Source organism: Chrysosporum bergii ANA360D (genome assembly GCF_029891735.1).
Lineage (GTDB): Bacteria > Cyanobacteriota > Cyanobacteriia > Cyanobacteriales > Nostocaceae > Umezakia > Umezakia bergii.
Genome location: NZ_JANQDH010000091.1, coordinates 1 through 21,771, shown reverse-complemented (window position 1 = coordinate 21,771; position 21,771 = coordinate 1). Strand labels below are relative to the sequence as shown.

The following is a 21,771-nucleotide window of genomic DNA, read 5'->3' as shown; positions in this document are numbered from 1 at the left end:
CTCTTCCTATTCCAAACACTTGCGCCGCTTTGGTGACTCTACCACCATTTTCTATATAATCTACTACTTTTTGTCTTAAATCTAAACTATAAGCCATGATTTCTACTCCCATACCTTCTCTCTTCAATCTTACACTCTTTTTGTCTCATTCTTAAGTTAAACTACTATATAAAAAATACTAAAGTCCGAGAGGTTGTAGTTCAAGTGTAAGAGTGCTAGTTTAAGTACATCAACTTACCCACTAAGAGGATGTAGATAACTATCATGAAGGAAACTGTAAGCTCAGAAACCAAACAGGACATTGATCTGAACGAATTCGAGGAGTTGAGCCAAACACATCTCGAGGAATTATACGCAACCAATAAAGGACGAAACTCACAAGTTACTCCACCTACTCCACCTCCTGTTACCCAGGCCGTTAAAGAAGTTACAGATTATGCTCGGCGTCTTGTTCCCGCACCACTTGATATTGACCTTATAGAGGGCACATATCAGCCTCCTGCTCCTCCAGTTGACACTGAAACTCAGCGGTTAATAAGGACAGCTGCTAAGGGTGGGGCTTGAAGCAGTTATAGGATAAAGCAGTTTTTCCCTAAGTTGATTGTTAATAAATATCAAAATACCAAGGAGCAAGAGAGGAATAAATAAGCCTCAAACCACAATTAGGCAATAATTAACAAGCCATTATTGTCGCTGCAAATTATTAGGGGGGTTTAACCCCCTAACTGCTATTTATTCCTGATAAAACTCGAAGACATGAACGCCCAAACTTAGTATATTCCTGTCCACTCCCGTAGTATTGGAATGACAAAGGTGATGGGACGGCGATTTTCAATGTTTACTGATACTGTTGTTGTTGTTCCTTGGGTTATTTGTAACCGTGGTCCTTGAGATGATGACCAATGATAACCGCTAAAATTATTGGAGTTGGGTTTAAGTTGGCTGGTAACTGCAATTAAAGCACCTTGACCGCCCAGAGCTTTGATAATCTCCGGATTACCAATTATTTTACTCGCTGCTTCACTGGTAATAGGAAAAGAAGAAACTTCTGTAACCGTTCCCATTATCCCGCCAAATCTTTCTCTTTTCACAGTGTCCGGGGTAATTTGGACTGACATCCCTGGTTTGATTTTTTTGCCGTCGGCGATAGTAAAATAGGTTACACCTTCTAACTTTCGATTGTTTTCCAGGGCGATGGCTCCTAACCGGGTACTGGGCTGGACTACTTCCCCCTTTGTTACCGTTAGTTCTAGGAGACAACCAGCAACAGGGCTTTTAATTTCTCGGTTGTCGTTGTATTGTTTTTCTAAACGGGCAATATTGCTACGAGTGGCGAGAATTTCATTTTCTCTAGCAGTATTTTCCTGAAAGTTTCTTTGAATAATTCCTTGTTGTTGACTATTCAATTCTTTGATGTCTGCTTCTAGTTTGCTGATGAGGTTGAGGTTTTCTTGAGATTTGCGTTTTGCTTCTGTTTCTTGCACTGTTAGCTCTTTTAGTTGAGCTTGATACCCACTGATACTGCTTAAATTATCTAAATATTGTTTTTGTATTTGGGTTTCTTGTAGTTTCAACTCTTGCAACTTGGCTTCTATATCTGATCTTTTTTGCACTGCATCTCGGTACTCTAACTCTGATTGTAAAACTTGATCTTCTGATAATGCACCTTGTTGACGAAGTTGCTGTCTGGTTTCCCATCTATTTTTGAGTTTAGGTATCAACTGCTGATTATTGCGAAATTGCTGTTGTAAACTGACTCTTTGTTTCTCTAAACTGACTAAACTGTTATTTTGCAGTTGGGGATTAAGTTGTTGTAAATCCTGTAGTTTTTGTTGAATACTAGCTTTTTGTTGATTGATGCTGTCAATACCTTGTTGTTTTAAAACTGGTGTTAATGCTCCTTGGGTTGTTAATTGCTGTTCTAGGCTGGCTTTTTGTTGTTCAATGGTTTGATTTTTTAAGTCGGTTTGTTGTTGTTGTAATAAGTCTGCTTGAGTAGTTTGGGATTGTATCTGTGCTAATTTAGTGCGTTCTTGGTCTAATTGTTGTTTAATATCTGAGGGATCAATAATAGCAATTACTTGGTTTTCCTGAAGACAATCACCGTTTTTTACCTTGATTTCTTTAATTGTGCCGGCGATGGATGACTGTAAATCATTAATTTTTTCACGATAAACTAAGAGTCCTTTCCCTAATACTTTTACAGGGACGCTGCCCAATATACCCCACAGCACTATCAAACCGACAATTGAGCTAGCAGTAATAATGGAAAGCCAATCTCTAGGTTTGACAATTTTAATCAGTTCATCAAATTTTTCTGGGGAAACAACATTATGTGAGAATCTGGCATTGGCGGGGGTTGGATTTGGAGATTGATTCATGGTAGGTGAGAATTATGATCGTCTTGTAGTACAAGACTAAGCAGCGAAAACCGCTCTAGTCAAGTTATTCAAATGATTTCAAAGTTCCAAAAGATTGGCGAAAAGAACTACAATAAGGTTTTAATCTTCTTTCGGTAAATTGAACCATCTTAGGGTTATTCATACCAACTGCAAAACTAGCCTGTTGTAGTTTTTTCAGCTTATCATGAAATCTTTGCAAATTAATTGCTCTGATGATTAAGTCTATACCTCTACCCAAGGTTTGCAAATTTTCATTAACGAATAAACTGGTGTAGCGAATAGTATCTGGTGTTACACGATGGGTAACCATCCAACCAACAACTTCACCTTTATATCTTAAGCCTAAACTACCAATGGGTTCAATAATATCTTCCTCCACAAAAGGATTTAAACCTAATGAATTCCAAGGGGAATTTTCAGCATTGGCAATAATTTTTTTTCTTTCATCTGCAGTTATCTCTAACCAAGGAAAAATTTGATAATCTGGGGGCATTTTTCGCTCGATTTTCAACAAGGGTAAATCCTTAATACTTTCCCTTGTGCATAAGCAGGTTAACAACCGAGTCTGGGGAGAATTCCAACTATTTTTGACTAAGATTTTGTTTAAATAAGGGGTGGTAGGATTGGGAAGATAAATTAATTCGATCTTTTCACAACCTCGCTGTTTCAGTTCAGTTTCCATTGCAGTTAATAATTCACTACCAATTCCTTGCCGGCGAGCATCAGGGACAACAAACAGTGATAGAATGCGCGCGGGTTTTTCATTGGTGGATATACCCGCCAAGACTAAACCCACTGCTTGTTCTCCTTTGTTAGCAGCGATCGCTACTAAATTGGGGTGGCTATCAATATTCTGTAAAGATTCCCGATAGGCGGGATAAGTGAGCTTTAAATATTTCTCTGTGGAAGTATGAGAAATATTGGTGAAATTGATTGTTGCCATAAATTTTGACCCTGGTAATAGTTAACAACAAATTTTACTCAAAGCCTGTTATTGCATGAAAGGATTACCAATTTATAAATAATACCACGCTTGTATCATAATTTATACTTTGATATGGTTGACTAAACAAAATAGGGTAACAACAAATAATACAGATTGTGTATTGCGGGCATATTTAGACTACGCTAACTGACGGTTGACCAACTGCTGAAATAACCCCTCTTGCTGGATTAATTGACTAAAGTTACCTACTTGTAAAATACGCCCCTGGTATACTACATAAATGCGATCGGCGTTGCGAATAGTGCTGAGACGGTGGGCGATAACAATACGGGTGACATTTAACTTTTCTAAGCTGGCTGTCACCTCCGCTTGGGCTTTGTTGTCTAAAGCACTGGTGGCTTCATCAAATAACAGAATTTTTGGTCGGCGAATTAAAGCCCTGGCAATTAGTAAACGTTGTCTCTGTCCTGCAGAAAGATTACCACCGCCCTCACTTACTACTGTATTCATACCCATGGGCATTTGGGCAATATCTTCTGCAATAGAGGCTTGACGTGCGGCTTCCCAGGCAATTTCTGGTTCAACTAAACCATCACAACTAATGTTGTCATAAATACTTCCTGTCATTAATCTACTATCTTGTAGCACTACCCCTAATTGTTGTCTCACTGCTTCTAAATCTAATTCTGCTAAATTTCTACCGTCGTACAGAATTTCTCCTTGTTGGGGTTGTTCAAAGCCTAAAAGTAAACGGAACAGGGTGGATTTACCACTACCGGAGGGTCCAACAATAGCAACAAACTGACCGGGTTTTACTTCTAAACTCAGATCATGGATAATAGTTGGAGTGGTTGCCGATGGCTGAGTTGATGCGGTGGGTAGGGGATAGGCAAAAACAAGATTTTTGAGGGTAATGCGTCCTTGCAACTTCCCCGGATTGCTACGGTTAAGATTAAATTCAATTGGTTCTTGAATAATACTTTTAGCTCTTTCCCACAAGGGAATAATGCCGATGACATCGGTTATGGTATTACTTAAGGAGGTAACACCGCCTAAAAACACCCCCATGGCTGAGTTAAAAGCAATATATGTACCAATATCCAGAGTGGGCTTTGTACCTTCCAGTTGGGCTTTAAAAATAATTTGGGCTACAAACCAATAAATTAAAATCGAAGTTAACAAAGATACCCCTTCATTAATGATGGAGAGAATGTCGTTAAACTCAAAGATGCGGTTATTTAGCGCTAGTTCTGTTTGATATTTTTTCCCCCACACTGCAAAACCCATGGGTTCAGCAGCAGTCATTCTCAACTTACTAATGCCATTAATAAGTTCTACGGTAAAACCTTGAATTTTACCGGCTAGTTCTTCTTGTTGGCGTTCAAAGCGAACTAAAATTAAACCTGAAACGAGGCTGATGATGAAAATAATTACACTGATGATTAAAACAATGAAAGTCAATTGCTGACTATAAGTAAACATCAAACCTAAGTTAAGCAAGGCAAAGAAACTGGTAAAAATGGTTGTTCCTGTTGCACCACCGATGAGGCTAAAAATTTGATTGATGGAAGCAATGCGAACTAGTAAGTCACCAGTGCTATATTGACGGAAAAATTTGGGGCTGAGGCGAAAGAGTCGGTCATATATTCCTAGTTGTAATTGTGTCTCTATGCCTGTTCCTGTTCTCAGGGAAATCAAGTTTCTGACTAAATTAAATAAAGTACTTCCTAATGTAACTGCTAATAAGCCTAAACCAAGCTGCCATAGTAACAGGCGATCGCCATCTGGAATAGCACTGTTAACTAAAATTTTGTTGGCTTGGGGGGTGATCATCCCTGTCAAACTAATTATCACCCCCACCACCGCGGCTTTAATAATATCTAGTTCATAGCCCTGGATATTAAAGCGGAAAATTTCCCAAACATTGTTAATTTTTAGGGGATAAGGGCGATAAAATACAAAGGCTTGGGGGGAGATTCCTTGGGCGAGTTGGGGTGTTAAAGGGACTTTAGCTTGAGTTTGGGGATGGTAAACTAAGTATTGGTGTTTTTTGTCCGGTAATAAAGCAACAGGCAAATTCTCGGTAGTTAACCAGCCTAACAAGGCTCCCAATTCATTTTGCCACCAATCTCCTGTTAACTGTACTTCCCGCATTCGACATCTGGAATTTCTGACAATTTCCTCTAAATAAATCCTTTCTGCATCAGGTAAGTTATCTGAACCAGTAGTATTTCTTTGATTTTGATTGGGGTTGTGTCGCGGTGCTGTAATTGTGATTTTAGTAACACGGGCAACTGCTCCCACCGCATTCAGAAGCGGATCATCAACAAAACCTTGAAAGGGATTTGTATCTTTTGCATTGTACCTGACTAAGGCATCAAAGTTATTGATCGTTTCCCCTAGGGATTGCTGATGATAATCTTTTAAACTGCTTAAATTATGGAGAGATTCTATTTTTTCTTTAACCAGAATTTGATGCAATTGTTGGCACAATTCCTGATTAATGGTTAACACTTTTATCTGATATTGTGTAGCTGCTAATTTTAGGTGATGTGGGTTAGATAAATCAGGGGTCTTGTTTGACAACATCAACTCATTTAAAGTGCCTGACTGTTTAGAATAGTTAGTAAACGCTTCTTTAATACGGGAAATCCACTGATTAGTTAAATAATCAAGTATATCAAAATCTTGCACAGTCCAGTAATTTGGTAAATTCTGCCATTCGAGTTTAACTAACTCACTAGGCTCAAAACAGACAGCTAATAATTTACCCGATGTTTTCCAATCAACGGAATTAAAAACTAATTCCCCCGATTTCACACTAAATAAGTAATGGCGATTACCTGTTAATATTGCATCTGTAGCCTCTGAATAGAAAATGTCTATAGTACCTGATTTAACGAACCAAATCCAATCAGGTTGATCTAAGATAAGGGGGGTATTACCTTGTAAATAATAGGATAGTGCATGACCATTTGAGTTTGGTAGAGTAAACCTGACATGATCATGGATAGATTGGGAATAGGTGTCATTGGTGGCTATAATTTGCTGACTGATTAACGATTGGGTAATTTTATCCTCATAGTTTTCATGTAAGCTCACTTCTTTAAGTTCTAATAATTCACGGTAATAAGTGCCATGTTCCCATAAATATTGATGATTACCTCTTTCTAAAACTTTTCCGTTTCTTAAAACAATAATTTCATCACAGTCTCTAATGGTGCTTAAACGGTGGGCTACCACTAAACAAGCACAACCCCGACGACGTAAATTAGAATCAATAATATGCTCGGTTTCAGCATCCAAACTGCTAGTTGCTTCATCTAATACCAAAATTTGGGGATTATTAATCAAAGCCCTGGCGATTTCTAACCGTTGTCTCTGTCCCCCTGATAAGTTTACTCCTTTTTCCAAAAGTTGAGTTTGGTAGCCATTGGGTAAAGTGAGAATAAAATCGTGAATGTTGGCATCCTGACAAGCGCGGATGACATCTGATTCTTTAATAGTGGGATTCCACATGGTTAAGTTTTCCCAAATCGTACCTTCAAATAAAAAGATATCCTGAGCTACCATAGCCAGGGATTTGGTTAAAACAGAACGGGGTATTCTTTGGCGGGGGATACCATCAAATAAAACTTCTCCTGATTGCGGTTGATATAAACCACAAACTAACTGAGCAATGGTGGATTTACCGGAACCGCTTTTGCCTACTAAAGCAATTCTGGAACCTGGTTGAATTTGTAAGTTAAAGTTTTCTATTAATGGCGGTTGTAGGGGGTTGTAGCCAAAGGTAATATTTTTTAATGTGACTTTACCTGTTAATGGTTGATAATCTGTAATATTAATGCTGCTTTCTATAGCTTGAGTCACCATTAAATCTTCATCTAAAGGATGATCTAAAACATCATCAAGACGTTCTAAGTTGGCTTCTAACTCTTGTAGAGTACCGGCAAAACTGAGTAATTTACCCAAGGGTGTTAAAAAACTGCTGGAAATACTGCCAAAGGCTACTAACATCCCAATACTCATTTGTCCCTCCATTACCTGTAAACCACCTAAAATTAAAATCAGCGCAGAGGAGAGAGTACTTAAAAAAGTGGGTAACAGTGATAAAGTTTGGGTTTGAATGGCTAATCTTTGTCGTTGATTGGTGACCCTGGCGTGAATCCCTGCAATTCTTCTAAATAAATAGTTTTCGTATGCTCCAGCTTTAACAGTTTCAATACCTAGTAAACTATTCAACAAATAACCATGAAGTCTACCTTCTTCTGCACTCATAGCCAGGGTTGCTTCTATACGGAAACGGCGAATTAAAAACAGAGCAATTACATTAATCACACCGCTAACAATGGTAATTGATGCTAATAACCGACTGTAGAAGACCATTAATATGGCAAAGAAGATGACCATCACTGCATCAATTAAAGTATCAGCAACACTACTTAATAGTTGCACTGTTTCATTATTTAAGGCAGCCCGAGAACTGATATCTCCTGTTAATCGTTTGGCAAAAAAGTCAATGGGTAGTCGTAGAATATGCCAAATAAACCTGCTATTCATGGTTACTAAGAGTTTAATCATTAGTTTCCGCAGGAAAAGATATTGCATCCTGGCGGTGATGAATTGCAGAATGAGAGTCATGATCATGCCTAATAACAGAGGGCGCAGCCAATCTTGTAAGCCTTCTACTAATATTTGATCTACAAAGACTAGGCTAAAGGCGGGGATAATTAAACGAAGGATGCTGAGTAGAAATCCAGCTAGGAAAATTAGGGCTACTGCTGTTTGGGAGTGTTGTAGATATTTGCTGAGGTGAAGCAGGAAATTTCTTTTTTTTCTGGCTTTAACAAAATTCTCGCTCGGCTCGAATAACAAAACAATACCGCTATAGTATTTATCAAATTCTTCCCGGCTAACTTGCCTACGCCCCACGGCGGGATCATTAAGATAGGCTTTTTTGTCGTCTAATCCTTCCACGACTAAAAAATGGTTAAATTGCCAGAGAATAATGGCGGGAGAATCTAGTGTTTCTAAAAAGGCAATTGTAGCTTTGCCAGCTTTTGCGTTTAACCCGTATTCTTGGGCGACTGTCAGAATTTGACCGGCACTAGTACCGTCTCGACTAACTCCGCACTTTTCTCTTAATTCAATTAAAGACTCTTCTCGCCCGTAGTACCTGAGAATTATTCCTAATGATGCCGCGCCACACTCTACTGCTTCTCTCTGTAAAAAAGGTTTGGTCTTAGTTCTCATTTGAGTGATTTATTCTTTTTTGCCCCTGTCGGGAAAATTATAAACCAATTCAAAACTAAAACTACTACTAATTTAATTTTTTTTCTGAAACAATTGACACTCCCCACGCTATCCGAGGGGATTCCACCATCAGTGACGTTCCTTGCTTTTACCAGACTTACGTCCAATAGAAGTGTAAAGAACATCTCTATCGGCTATGTCTGAAGCCAGTAGCTCTACTCGCCGTTGATATTTCGGTCAATTCTGTTTGATCTAATGAATGCTGCAAAAGAACTCCCGCTAACTTGGCAGTGTGGCGGGGTACAATGTTAGAATGATGAATGATTAAAATTGTGGTTGCAAAACTAGGCGATCGCAATATAAAGCCCAGAATAGTCCAAAGAATAGTCCAAACAAACTACCGAGTGAACCTGCAATGGCTGCTGTTACACCCCACCCCACGAGACCAGTCCAGTTATTTTCTCCCTTGACATACTCACCGACCATCAGGTGGAGTGACTCTTGAAAGTTTACTCCGAACCTGCTACCGAAGTAGTCTTATAGTCGCTCTCGGTCCATTTGAAAATCACTGACAATTATTTTTATTGCAGCTAAAGTAACTCCTCAAATATTTCCCAAGGTAGATTATAAAATAATTTTTACAGTCTCCCGTAAGAGTATATTTGTCCACATTGAGAAAAAATGTGGTTATTGATAAATCTTCATAAATTTTGTGTTTAAAGGTCTGGACAATTGCAAATGGCAAGGGTTTAATCAGATAACCGCTTCCTCGTATGTGAAGTAGTTTTTTATCTCATTTGGTGACCGGGAGAAAAACCCGTGATCTTAATTGCAATATGGACGCTTCCGCCAATTTGACATAATTTTTTATATAAACATTCGGAATTTCTATATTTAGCACCCCAGAGGGATATGGGCGATATACACTTAAATTGCGATAATTAACTATATGTATCTCAAAAATATAGCCTATTGCTTACTTGCAAGTTAACCTGATCCAAAATCAATGATTTGCATAAGACTTACAATTGAACATACACGGATCACATTTTATTTGCTTGAATAGCTATATTGATAGGAATAAAATTCGCACTTTGAGGATTATGCCAAGTAAATTCATTCACGTGAGAGAATATACTGTCCGGGCGCATAAAAGACAGATTCACACTCGTATTTTCCATTTTGTCTGTAAGCAATGCGACCAAACTACACAAAGAGAGACTTTTGGTCCCCGTCCATTATATTGTGAACAGTGCCGACCCCCCCAAGCGCCCAAAAAATCCCATCAGTCATCTGAAAGAGCAAAACCTAGACCAATGATCTACAAAAGTGATACAGAATTAGGATGATTTCAAGTTTGATGAATAACCTATTACCACTAGAACCTCCAGAAGACTTTCTCGCTCCACTGCTAGAGTTACGAGAATACTATGCTCGCCTCGTTAAAGAGTATGAAACCTTGTACACTCAGGCGCGATCGCAGCTTAATCATGTAGATGCTTTGTTGTCTAACTGGTCTGGACCAGATGTCAACGCCAATCTGGCTAGACTGGAGATGCTTCCTGCAGCTGATTTGTCATCAGAACAAGATTCATTGTTATCTGTAGCTGATGAGACTGTTGACTCTTACCAGTCTGAATTAGAACAGTCAAATAACTGGCAGATAGATAGAAAGATTCAAGAACCTGGTAAACATCAAGATCAATCAATTAGGGTGCCGGATCTTCCCATGGTTCCTGAATATCAAACTCAAAGTCGGATGGAAGCTATTAAAAGTCTCTTGCAAGAACATATCGGTACTGTATGTCATATAGATTTTATTGTGCGATCGCTGTATGGAGACTTAGAGCCATCCATCTTTAAAGTTGTCAAAGGTAGAGTGCAATCCTCGCTGACACAAGGTAGAGAAAGGCGTGTTTGGTCAAGTATTCCTGATGAGCCTGGTTGCTATACTCTGGATTTAAGTTTGGTCAAGTCTAATCAGACCAAAAGTTACTCTCACGCTGGGAAAGATCAAAAGAGGAAACTAGTACCAACTCCCCAGACTAATGTTATTCCCATGCGGAAAGAATTTGAGGGTCAGTTTTTGATAGATGCTCTTTCTAACTTTTTGGAAAAACATTCGGGGAGAGTTTTCAGCGTGAGGGAAATCATTATTGGTATTTATGGAGAACTAAATGAGCAAGAAGTTAGAGAGGTGAAAACCAAGGTACTGAATGAACTATCACGAGGATATCGAACAGGGCGATTTTCTAGAGTTCCTGACAAAATCGGCTTCTACACTTGGGATTCCCAGTTGATGTTAGAGGGAAGTAAGGGGAGATAAGGTAGGAAGTTCCTTAACTTAATTTGGTTGGGATTTTAGATTTTGGATTCCTAGGCCAATGTGGTTCAGTTAAGAAAATTGTAGTCCTGCAAGTGTTGGGTTGTTTTCAAGGGTTATTTTCAAGGGTTATTTTCAAAAGAAGGCTACCCCTGGGGTTTCTCAACCCAACCTATGTAGAGGTTGACTTTTAGGCTTAACTGAACTGTATTGTTTAATGATTTGTTAAAATCTCAAGTTGAGCAATTAGCGTTTATACAAAATAATATATTTTTTAGAGTCAAAACTAATTAAACCTTCTTGTTGCAATTTTCCCATCAATCTAGTGATTGTAACTCTGGTGGTACAGCAGGCACTAGCGATATCTTCATGAGTTAGGCGAACACGTAAGCGAGTTCCCTCTGGTACAGGCTCACCAATTTGTTGTTTGAAAAATTGTAGTACATGGTATAGTCTTTCTTCAACTCGTCGCTTACCAGCAATGGCTAAAAAAGATTCTGTTTGTTGTAGGCGTTGATTTATTTTTGGTAACAGAATATGGCTCAAAATTGGGTTTACTGCTATTTCTGCTACGTAAATTGAGGTTAATTTCACATCCTCTAAAGCTGTGGCTTGATAAATAGGTAAAGAGGTCATGCTAGAGCCAAAAACCATGTCTTGTGCGGCTAATCCTATCAATGTTTCTTCGCCAGTTTCACAAAAAGTGTTTAACTTAACTAAGCCTTGGCGAACATACCACACTAGTACAGGATTAAGGGGAATATTGTCTCCTCTAGTATATTTATGTACAGAGCGATTTTTAATTAAATCACTGTCGTTGTTGATTAATTCTGTGTTTTTTTTCTCACGTTCATTAATATTACGTAGTAGCCAACCCAGGGAGTTTGCTTTACCTTGTTGATTACGCACTACCCCTACTGTTACAGCAGCGTCAAAGGATTCGCTCTCATTTCGTTGCAACTGCACTACTAATTCTCTAACCCCGTCTGAATGGTATAGCTGGCTGATTTCACTACTAAAGGGTTCTCTTTCTTCCAGGCGAACAAAATTAACTATTGGTTGGCCTAGGAGTAATTGTCTGGAAACGTTTAGCAGTTGGGCTGCGGCCAGATTGGCTTCTTGGATGATTCCTTCTCTATTCGTGACTAAATAACTTTCTGGTGCAAACTCAAATAAGTCTTGGTAGCGTTGGTGTTCAGCTTCTAGCCAATTTCGTGTTTTAATCAGTTCTTCATGGTGCTGATAAAGTTCCTGAGCGGCTAACTGCACCATTTTGGAGGTGCTATACAGTTCCTTAAAAGCCTGGGGTAGCAGTTCCGGTGGAATCCAAGGTAATACGCTAGCTGTTTGATATAGGTCTGCCAAACGGCTTTGCAATGCCTGTGTGCTTTGAATAAATTGTTCTATGTTCACCTTAAATTCCCACTACTTGCTTGCAGAGGTTGGGCAAAAAGTCCACTACAGCAATATTGTTGACTTGTATAATGTGGTGCTACAGCAACAGCCATTTTACCATGAATCCATTGCCTAAACAAATCACAGCTAGCCTCACCATAGCATTTCTTTAACACGTGATATACAAATGTAAATGATCGTCTTGTATTGCGGGCATCTTGCCTGCTAAGGATGTACCTCACTTGGGCAAAATTCGCCATAGTTGACTTAGCTAAACATTGCACAATGCTATATTTAGGATCTTTTTTAACTTCTTAAAACTTTATATTTTGTGATCTAAACTTCCTTCTACCTTTGGTGAGAAAACTTATGAATATTTATACTGATCAATAAGCATATTTTTTCAGCCTGTATACTGATGGCTAGTAATGATTAAGTCCGAGACAAACTTGGTTGTAACGTTCTCCAGCTATTGCCCAGGTGAATTCTGTTTCCACAAGTTTTCTACCATTATGAGATAATTGATGGCGCAGTTGTGGATGATTAAATAGTTGACTAACGGCGCTGATGTAATCTGCTGGTTGATTGGCGCGTAACGCCCGTGGTGGGTTGTCTATGGCTAGTCCTTCTAAACCGCGATCGCTTGCTACTACTGGCACACCTGCGGCCATTGCTTCTAGGGTTTTGTTTTTAATACCAAATCCTGTCCGCATGGGCACAACACAAACTGTTGATTTGTGTAAGTAATCTACCATAGAAGGGACTTGTCCGGTGACATTAACTCCTGGTTGTTGTTTCAGGGCTAAAACTTGGGGTGCTGGGCGAGAACCAACAATATCAAAGGTTGTTTGGGGATAATGTCGTTGAATTTGTGGTAAAACTTCATGGGCGAAAAAGCAAACAGCATCAATGTTTGCTAAGTTATCCATGGCACCAATAAAAACTAATTTGTATCCTCCGGGATCTGTGGTACGATAAGGAAACGCGGCTAAATCTACTCCATTGGGAATAACTGTAATTTGACTGTGAGGATGAAGTTTTTGTAGTTGACTTTTATCATCTTGTGTAGTTACTACCATGGCTGAAAATTTTGCACCATACCTTTGTTCATAACGACGCAAGAGTGGTAGATTGATTTGATCCCGTAGCTGATTTTCGGAAACGCCTGTTTTTAGCTGGTTGAGACAAGTACCATACACAGAACTATGAATATTAACTATGGTTCTCAGGGATTGGTGAAAATGCGATCGCACATAAATTTCATTAACACTATGTTCGCAGGTAATCACATCACATTTTTGCTGTTGCACAAAGTTATCAATCCATGCTTGCATCTCCAGTGAATAGCGACTGAGGACGCTGGGGGGGGTTCCTTGCTGCAAAAATTGGCTTAATCGCTGTATTTTCTGGAGTATTCCCGATGGGGTTCCAGGATCTGGGGGACGGTGAAACACCATGAGATGATCCACACAGTCACCCAATTCCGCAATTTCTGTTTCCCTAACATCCCCATCCCGTTGAGTTACGAGGGTAATGGTGTGACGTTGACTCAAATATTTGAGTAAATTAAATGTCCTTACTTGAGTTCCCCCCCGTGTGGGTGGATAGGGGAAGGTAGAAGACAGCATTAAGATGTGCATAACAGGAATATTTTTAGAGAATATGATAAATTTTTTGTATATTCACAGATAAAATGTTGCCTTTACTGGGGATTATAGGGTAAATAATGTAAATAAAATATTAAGATAAAATATTTAGATAAAATATTAAGGTTCAACTAAAACTAGTACCTGTGGTTAAAATCAGTGTTTGCATTCCTACATATAATCGCCAAAATCTCCTCCCATACGCCATAGAAAGTGTCCTTGACCAATCTTATCACGATTTTGAACTAATTGTTTGTGATGATGGTTCCACTGATGGCACTCCTGAATTGATGTCACACTATAGCGACAACAGAATTAAATATATCCGTCATTACCAAAATATTGGTAAAAGTAATAATATGCGCTCTGGCTTTGATGCTGCCCAGGGTGAATACTTTATCAAATTTGATGATGATGATAGGCTAACTACTAATTTTTTTGCCCAAACTGTGGCAATACTAGATCAATATCCTAGTATTGATTTTGTTGGGACTGACCATTGGATTATTGATATTCAAAATAACCGAGATGAGGTAAAAACTCAAGAAAATTCCAGGCGTTGGGGTCGGGGTAATTTAAAAGCAGGTGTGGTGGATAATTTATTAGAAGTGGTGTTTATTAACCAAAGTTTCCAAATTGGGGCGACTTTATTTCGTCGCCAGACTTTGCAAGAGTTGGGTTTTATGCTACCCAATATCCAAAATTGTGAGGATAATGATTTATTTGTCCGGTTGGCTTTGGCTGGTAAACAGGGTTATTACATACCGGAATTATTAATGGAATATCGCTACCATGCAGAACAGCAAGGTATTAATAGAGCCATTCCTTATTTGTTTGATAAGATTCGGTATTTGGAAAGTTATCAGTTTAATTCAGATAAATTAGAAAAAGTTAGGCAAACTCGCCTAGCAGAATCCCAATTATTATTGGGTTTGCGTTTAATTCAAAAGGGTGAAACTCACAAAGGAAGGGAACTTGTTTTAGCAGGTGGGGCTTTTTCCCCTGCTAAGGCTGTGATTGGTTTGGCCCTGTCTGGTTTACCTGTTGGGTGGAGGGATCGGGCTGTTAATTTGCTGCGTCAAGTTAGGGGGTGACCGTAAATTTATCTGGTAGGAGTGATGTTAGATTTGTTTTGGGTGTGCTAATTGACCGGGAGCAAGTCAAATACCGCCTTGAGTAAAACTATCAATAATCTTGAGCATTGTTTTGTCACCTAAACCTGTAATACGAGCAACTACATCGCTAAAGGATTTGAAATTACCATTAGTTTGTCGTTCCTTGATAATTTTCTCAATTATTTTGGCATTAACTCCTTTTAGCTTACGAGCTAATTCAGGTAATTCTAAGGTATTCAGTGCTGCTAACGGTTCCATTGGCTTGGGAATTGTTGTTTCCATTTCTTGTAATTTTTGATTAATTTTTTTGATCTCATTTTTAAACTCGGTTTGTAATTCATGGGTGCGATTATCAAAACGTGATTCCATATTTGTTAGGCGAGATGCAATATTTGCAAGTTGTAATGATGTATTATCTGCATCTGTGGATACAAGATTATTAGGAATAACAGACTTTGATTTTCTAAATAATTCTACTTGCTTGGTTAAAGCTTCCTCATTTTCTGGCTCCATAATAAATACAGTGATCATCTCTCCTTGACGAGGATCTATCTCTCTAGCTCTAGCAGCAGCGTAGTATTCAAACACTCCATCTACTAACTCGTAAGATTGTAAATCTATTCGGCGAACCACTATAGGGTTAATAACTCCTTTAGATTCTAAAATAGACTGAGCAGCTTTTTCTAACTGGTCATCTGAAAAAATTGAGCGGGGTTGAGTGCAGGTAATTTTCTTAACAGGTACGAGGGACGTTAATAGTTTCATAAAGACAAACCAATTTTCCGTAATACTTCTTGAGCTAGTAATTCAAATTCCTGTGCAGAGGTTGAATCAGGTTTAAAGTCCATAATAGACATAGGATCTGGAATTTCCATGTCTCCTACTATTAAAACTTTTTCGGCACATTTAGCCAAGTCATCTCTTTCGTAAATCACAGTATCCATCATTGGAATATCATACTTTACTGGAATTTTTTCCATGCGTTTTTTCAAGGTAGATTGCACAAACTTACTATTTGTAGATATTTTAGCAGCAAGAACTCCTAAGATTTCAATAGGTGGTTTTCTGAGTTGTTTTCTAAACACGTCAATATTTTTAACGAAATCTTTAACATTACTCAATCCTTGATTGGCAAAAGGTTTTAAGTCTGATGGTATGATCAGATAATCTGTAGCAATTAAAGCAATTTTGGCATACAGATTTAAAGAAGGAGGAGTATCAATCAAGACAATATCATATTTTTCTCTTACCTGTTCCAGTTTTTCAATGAGTATAGCCTTGCTGTAGTCCAGAGCATTTAGTTCAGGTTCTTGTTTGATCAAATTTATGTGTGCGGGAAGTACCTCAATTGCTGGATCACAAAAGTTGGATTTTCTGGCAATTTCTGCAACTGGGAAACGATCCTCTGAACTTAATATATTGAAAACATTAGAATCCTTAATATCATCAAATTCCTCATCATCAAATTTGATTAAACCAGTGGCAAATGTAGTGTTAGCTTGGCTGTCAAGGTCAATTACTAGGACTCTTCCACCTTTTTTACGAATAGCAGCTGCTAAATTAACTACGGTTGTTGTTTTACCAACACCGCCTTTATTGTGGTAAACTGCGATTATTTTCATTGTTTTTTGCCTTTTGTTCTCCATATTTAAATCAATTTCAAATGTTTGAAAATTTGAATTGTGTAGTAAATTTCTATTCTTTAGGCTGTCTCTACTGAGGAACTTTTTAATTTCTTCTATTTTTTCCTCAACATCCTGACCTAAACACTGGAATATTAACTGAATGTCATTGTCGATTTTCTCATAAATTCTGATTTCCTTACCATTAGTCAGCAACCCATGTCGCGCATTCAAAGTTTTTAAATAATGTCTGAGTCTGAGGACATGATTATTTAAATTTTGCTTTGGATGCTTCGCTTCCATGACAACACTCATCGGCGAATTAGCATCTAAAATAAAGGGAACGACCTGTACCGCAAATGCTAAAAAATCTAAACGAATGCTACCAAGGACAACTTCTTGATGCCACGTATCGGGAGTATACCCCAGTTGCGGCAACAAATACTGGACTATGAGTTTGCTTTCAACTTCACTTTCGTTACGACACAGTTCAGGATTAAAAGGCAATATTCCTTACCTCAACATAACGGTTAAACACACTGGAAAAACCTCATACTTATTCAAGTATTACACAGGCTTAATCAACCGACTGATCAAAAATTATTTAATAATATGTATATAAATAAAATTATGTTGCGTTTTTTTACTAAAAATGAATATATTATATTGATGGCAAATAAAATTACAATTTACATGGATAAAAGTTATCATGAATTTAAATTATACCTTTTATGGTTCTCGGTGTCTGGGTGAGGTAAAAACTAGATCTGGGAATGCGTTATCAGAGGAATGAACCAATGGGATATGTAATTGCTACTGCAAATATGAAAGGCGGTGTGGGTAAAACCACCCTGACGGTAAATATAGCGACTTGTTTAGCTAAAAATCACGGTAAGCGGGTGCTGGTGCTGGATTTAGATAGCCAAATCAGTGCTACACTTAGTTTGATGTCTCCTGTGGCTTTTGCTAAACTTCGCAAACAACGCAAGACATTTAGATGTTTAATAGATGAAATTATCAATCCTGGGTCACAAGCTCAACTGACGATTCAAGATATTATTCAATCTCAGGTTTGTAATCTGCCGGAACTTGATTTGTTACCCGGAGATATTGACTTGTATGATGAATTTCTGGTGTCAGAAATGCTGCACCAACAAGCCACTGCTTTGGGTGAGCAGGATTTTGAAACGGTTTGGAATCGCTTTGAACGCGTGTTAATTAATAATATTTTAAAACCAGTGCGGGAAAAGTATGATTTTATTCTGTTAGATTGCGCCCCTGGCTATAATTTATTGACTCGTAGTGCTTTAGCGGCTAGTAATTTCTACATTCTTCCCGCCAAACCAGAACCTTTATCTGTGGTGGGTATTCAGTTATTAGAAAGACGCATTGCTCAATTAAAAGATGCTCATCAACAAGAAGCTAAGATAGATATCAAAATGTTGGGAATTGTCTTTAGTATGACTACTTCTAATTTGTTAAATGGGCGATATTATAAACAAGTAATGCACCGGGTGGTGGAAGATTTTGGTGTAGAACAAATTTGTAAAGCACAAATACCCATTGATATGAATGTGGCTAAGGCTGTAGATAGTTTTATGCCGGTGGTGTTAAATGCACCTCAATCATCCGGTTCTAAAGCATTTTCTCAGTTAACTCAGGAGTTGTTACAAAAGTTGTAGGGGTATGCAAATGGGGAATGATCTTCCTCATCCCCCTGTACCCGCTGTCTAAAACCCTCCGGCTAAAGCTGAAACACAACGTTCACACAATAAAGGATGCTCTGGTGATTCCCCCACATGGGTAGAGTAATTCCAGCAGCGATCGCATTTTTCCCCTTCCGCATCCACTACCCCAATTCCCCAGTTATCTAACTGCAAGTTATATTTTAAGTCTTGCAAGTGTTCTGGAGTCTCTAATAGTTCCACTTGAGAAGTGAGGAATAGATACCGCAGTTCGTCGATACCATTACCCATGTCAGGATTTAGGTTTTTTACCGCCAAACGCAAATGCTCATCCTTGACATATAGCAGTATTTTGGCTTCCAGAGATGAACCAATCTTTTTTTCTACCCTGGCTTGTTCTAATACCTTGTTAACATCATTGCGAATTTGCCGCAGGTTTTGCCAAAATTCTGCCAAATCAGAGTTACGCCATTTTTCATCTACCCGCACCCAACCAGCTTCAAACACTGATTTATATGGTGTTGGGTAAGGGATAAATTGCCAGATATCCTCAGCAGTATGACATAACACCGGGGCGATCGCTCGTGCTAAATTCTCTAAAGCTATCTTTAGCACAGTTTGACAACTGCGCCGGCGAAAAGCATCCGGGGCGCTGATATATAATCTATCCTTGGCAACATCTAAATAAAAGTTGGATAAATCCACCACGCAGAAATTTTGCACAGTTTGGAAAAAGCGGAAAAATTGGAAACTCTCAAAAGCTGTGGTAACTTCTGCAAACACCTCAGTCATACGGTGCAGCATATAGCGGTCAAGTTCTGGTAAATTCTCCAGAGGTACTGCATCCTTTTCCGGGTCAAAATCATGCAAGCTACCCAACAAAAACCGGGCTGTGTTGCGAATCTTGTTTCTTACATCAGCTAACTGCTTGATGATATTCCCCCCCAGACGCACATCAGCCGAATAATCCACCGAAGATACCCACAAGCGCAGCACATCAGCACCATAAGGGGGTTCTTTTTTCTGGTCTTTCCCCCCATTAATTACCACTTGGGGGTCAACCACGTTCCCCAGAGATTTACTCATCTTCCGCCCTTGTTCATCTAAAACAAAGCCGTGAGTTAATACAGTCTTGTAAGGTGCAATGCCATTGACTGCTACACTAGTCAGCAAACTTGACTGGAACCAACCCCGATGTTGGTCTGAACCTTCCAAATACATATCAGCCGGGTAGCGTAATTCTGGACGCTGTTTAACCACAGCCGCCCAGGAAGAACCAGAATCAAACCAGACATCCATTGTATCTGTACCTTTGCGGTAAGACTTGCCATCATGGCGGTAAGACTCTGGTAATAATTCCTCCACTGACATTTCCCACCAAGCATCGGAACCCGCTTTGGCGATAATTCCTTGGACGTGGTGAATAGTTTCTTGATTTAGCAGTGGTTCCCCCGTGGCTTCATCGTAGAACACCGGAATGGGTACACCCCAGGAACGCTGACGGGAAATACACCAATCAGAACGTTCCGCCACCATTGGCGTAATGCGATTTTCACCCTGGGCAGGAATCCATTTTACCCCAGCGATCGCCTTTAATGCTTCTTCTCTAAATCCTGCCACTGAAGCAAACCATTGTTCTGTAGCCCGGAAAATCGTGGGTTTTTTCGTCCGCCAGTCGTAGGGGTATTTGTGGGCGTAAGCTTCCTCCTTCAACAAACAACCAGCAGTAGTCAACGCATCAATAACCGCCTGATTCCCATCACCCAACACATTCAACCCAGCAAACTCCCCCGCTTCTGGGGTGAAATTACCATCATCATCTACAGGCGCTAAGATAGGCAAACCATAACGCCGTCCCACAATGTAGTCTTCTTGACCATGACCAGGGGCAGTATGCACCAACCCAGTACCGGAATCTGTGGTAATGTAATCACCACCCACCACCACGGGACTTTCTCGGTCAAACAAAGGATGACGGTAAGTAGTGTGTTCTAAATCTTGCCCTTTAAAAGTAGCCTTTACTGTCAAATCCACATTTAAAGTAGTAGATAAACTTTCCACCAAATCAGTAGCCACAATTAGATACTTAAATTTCCCCCAGGTTTCTGGGTCTCTAGGTGAAACTTCCACCACCGCATAATGCAAATCACCATTTACCGCCACAGCCAAGTTCCCTGGAATTGTCCAGGGAGTAGTAGTCCAGATAGCCACACCCAAGTCAGCAAAATATTCACCCAACACAGGCTTTACTGGGTCAGCCAGTCCCGTAACCGGAAAAGCCCCATAGATACTGCGGGAAGTGTGACCCTCTGGATATTCTAATTCAGCCTCAGCCAAAGCTGTTTTAGAACTAGGACTCCAGTGAACAGGCTTTAATCCGCGATAGATGTATCCTTTTAACACCATCTCACCGAATACACCAATTTGGGCTGCTTCGTATTCTGGCTTTAAGGTGAGATAAGGATGATCCCAGTCACCCCAAATACCATAGCGTTTAAAACATTCCCGTTGGTCATCTACCGTAGCTAAGGCAAACTCTTGGGCTTTTTGCCGTAGTTGCAAAGGTGTTAAACCTTGCCGTTCTGCTGATTTCATATTTTGCAGAACTTTCAACTCAATAGGTAAACCGTGACAATCCCATCCTGCCACATATCTAACTTTACGCCCTTGTAGCAGTTGGTAGCGGTTGATAATATCTTTGAGAATTTTATTTAAGGCATGACCAATATGCAGTGATCCGTTAGCGTAGGGAGGCCCATCATGGAGTATAAATAATTCGCCGGGGTTGTTTTGCGACAGGCGATGGTAAATGTTATTGTCTGCCCAAAACTTTTGGATTTCCGGTTCCCGCTTCATAGCGTTTGCCCGCATCTCGAATTTAGTCTTGGGTAAGTTTACTGTATCTTTGTAGCTTCCAGGTTCCGTCACAGTCTCATGCCTAAGATTATATGTGCTGGTTATTCTACCAATTATAGAAGATGAGCTTGAATACCAAAATCTTCTCTTTTGCCCAATACTGCCTCAAGGGTTAAAATATAAGTAAGAATTAAGTAAGAATTAAGTAAAAATTATCATAAATTAAAACCCTCACCCCTCCGCATCGATAGCTTGCGTTGCGTAGTCATAGTATGCCGGCACTACATATGTTTACGAAATACAGATTATTTGGATTTAGCCACACAACAGCTTTTAACCTTGACTAATTTATACATTATAATATTTACTATTCCAATATGGAGTAATTACCAGGACTTACGCAACTGGCACAGGCGATCGCTATATTATAGTATTTGTGTACTGAAATAAGTGACACAACTAGCACAAATAGTGGGCGGGCTTCGCGGTAGCAAAGCGACAAATTGAATCAAACCAAACACATAGAAA

The 21,771-nt window shown here is 39.3% G+C and carries 15 protein-coding genes; 5 read left to right on the top strand and 10 right to left on the bottom strand.

From position 1 onward, the window contains the following. The 5 genes from NWP17_RS13810 to NWP17_RS13790 form a co-directional block, all read right to left on the bottom strand. On the bottom strand, positions 1–97 hold a 97-nt coding region (locus NWP17_RS13810; RefSeq protein WP_280655474.1), incomplete at its 3' end, for an IS630 transposase-related protein. A 673-nt stretch (positions 98–770) separates the two neighbouring features. After that, positions 771–2,381, bottom strand: a complete 1,611-nt coding sequence (locus NWP17_RS13805; protein WP_280655473.1) for an NHLP bacteriocin system secretion protein — start codon at positions 2,379–2,381, stop codon at positions 771–773. A 64-nt stretch (positions 2,382–2,445) separates the two neighbouring features. After that, positions 2,446–3,345 (bottom strand): GNAT family N-acetyltransferase, encoded by a 900-nt coding sequence (locus NWP17_RS13800; RefSeq protein ID WP_280655472.1) that lies wholly within the window; start codon positions 3,343–3,345, stop codon positions 2,446–2,448. Positions 3,346–3,525: 180 nt separating this feature from the next. Then, on the bottom strand, positions 3,526–8,601 hold the full coding sequence (locus NWP17_RS13795) for an NHLP family bacteriocin export ABC transporter peptidase/permease/ATPase subunit (protein WP_280655471.1): 5,076 nt from the start codon (positions 8,599–8,601) through the stop codon (positions 3,526–3,528). A 324-nt stretch (positions 8,602–8,925) separates the two neighbouring features. Continuing rightward, a complete protein-coding gene (locus NWP17_RS13790; RefSeq protein ID WP_280655475.1) occupies positions 8,926–9,087 on the bottom strand; it encodes a hypothetical protein in 162 nt (53 codons plus the stop codon). A 617-nt stretch (positions 9,088–9,704) separates the two neighbouring features. On the opposite strand from NWP17_RS13790, the gene NWP17_RS13785 reads away from it, so the two are divergent. Further along, on the top strand, positions 9,705–9,950 hold the full coding sequence (locus NWP17_RS13785; protein WP_280655470.1) for a hypothetical protein: 246 nt from the start codon (positions 9,705–9,707) through the stop codon (positions 9,948–9,950). An 11-nt stretch (positions 9,951–9,961) separates the two neighbouring features. Further along, entirely contained in the window at positions 9,962–10,927 is a 966-nt protein-coding gene (locus NWP17_RS13780; protein WP_280655469.1) for a hypothetical protein, read from the top strand. 243 nt (positions 10,928–11,170) lie between these two features. On the opposite strand, the gene NWP17_RS13775 is transcribed toward NWP17_RS13780, so the two are convergent. Then, the gene (locus NWP17_RS13775; RefSeq protein WP_280655468.1) at positions 11,171–12,337 is read right to left on the bottom strand and encodes a helix-turn-helix domain-containing protein; all 1,167 of its coding nucleotides are present in this window, start codon (positions 12,335–12,337) and stop codon (positions 11,171–11,173) included. Between NWP17_RS13775 and NWP17_RS13770 the strand changes: the two genes are divergently transcribed. Next, positions 12,330–12,455 (top strand): hypothetical protein, encoded by a 126-nt coding sequence (locus tag NWP17_RS13770; protein WP_280655467.1) that lies wholly within the window; start codon positions 12,330–12,332, stop codon positions 12,453–12,455. The two genes, NWP17_RS13775 and NWP17_RS13770, sit on opposite strands and share 8 nt — an antisense overlap. 286 nt (positions 12,456–12,741) lie before the next feature. On the opposite strand, the gene NWP17_RS13765 is transcribed toward NWP17_RS13770, so the two are convergent. Further along, complete coding sequence (locus tag NWP17_RS13765) at positions 12,742–13,959, bottom strand: glycosyltransferase family 4 protein (RefSeq protein WP_280655466.1); 1,218 nt, start codon at positions 13,957–13,959, stop codon at positions 12,742–12,744. 152 nt (positions 13,960–14,111) lie between these two features. Here NWP17_RS13765 and NWP17_RS13760 point away from each other — a divergent pair, with 152 nt between their 5' ends. Next, a complete protein-coding gene (locus NWP17_RS13760; RefSeq protein ID WP_280655465.1) occupies positions 14,112–15,059 on the top strand; it encodes a glycosyltransferase family 2 protein in 948 nt (315 codons plus the stop codon). Between the two features lie 66 nt (positions 15,060–15,125). Here NWP17_RS13760 and NWP17_RS13755 read toward each other — a convergent pair whose 3' ends face one another. Both NWP17_RS13755 and NWP17_RS13750 read right to left on the bottom strand, forming a co-directional pair. After that, positions 15,126–15,845, bottom strand: a complete 720-nt coding sequence (locus tag NWP17_RS13755) for a ParB N-terminal domain-containing protein (RefSeq protein ID WP_280655464.1) — start codon at positions 15,843–15,845, stop codon at positions 15,126–15,128. Then, positions 15,842–17,209, bottom strand: coding sequence for an AAA family ATPase (locus NWP17_RS13750; RefSeq protein ID WP_280655463.1), 1,368 nt, complete (start codon positions 17,207–17,209; stop codon positions 15,842–15,844). The genes NWP17_RS13755 and NWP17_RS13750 overlap by 4 nt, the downstream gene beginning before the upstream one ends. Positions 17,210–17,499: 290 nt before the next feature. On the opposite strand from NWP17_RS13750, the gene NWP17_RS13745 reads away from it, so the two are divergent. Next, positions 17,500–18,384: a ParA family protein gene (locus NWP17_RS13745; protein ID WP_280655462.1), complete on the top strand. Its 885-nt coding sequence runs from the start codon at positions 17,500–17,502 to the stop codon at positions 18,382–18,384. A gap of 48 nt (positions 18,385–18,432) precedes the next feature. On the opposite strand, the gene ileS is transcribed toward NWP17_RS13745, so the two are convergent. After that, positions 18,433–21,315: an isoleucine--tRNA ligase gene (gene ileS, locus NWP17_RS13740; protein ID WP_280655461.1), complete on the bottom strand. Its 2,883-nt coding sequence runs from the start codon at positions 21,313–21,315 to the stop codon at positions 18,433–18,435. Positions 21,316–21,771: the final 456 nt, after the last annotated feature.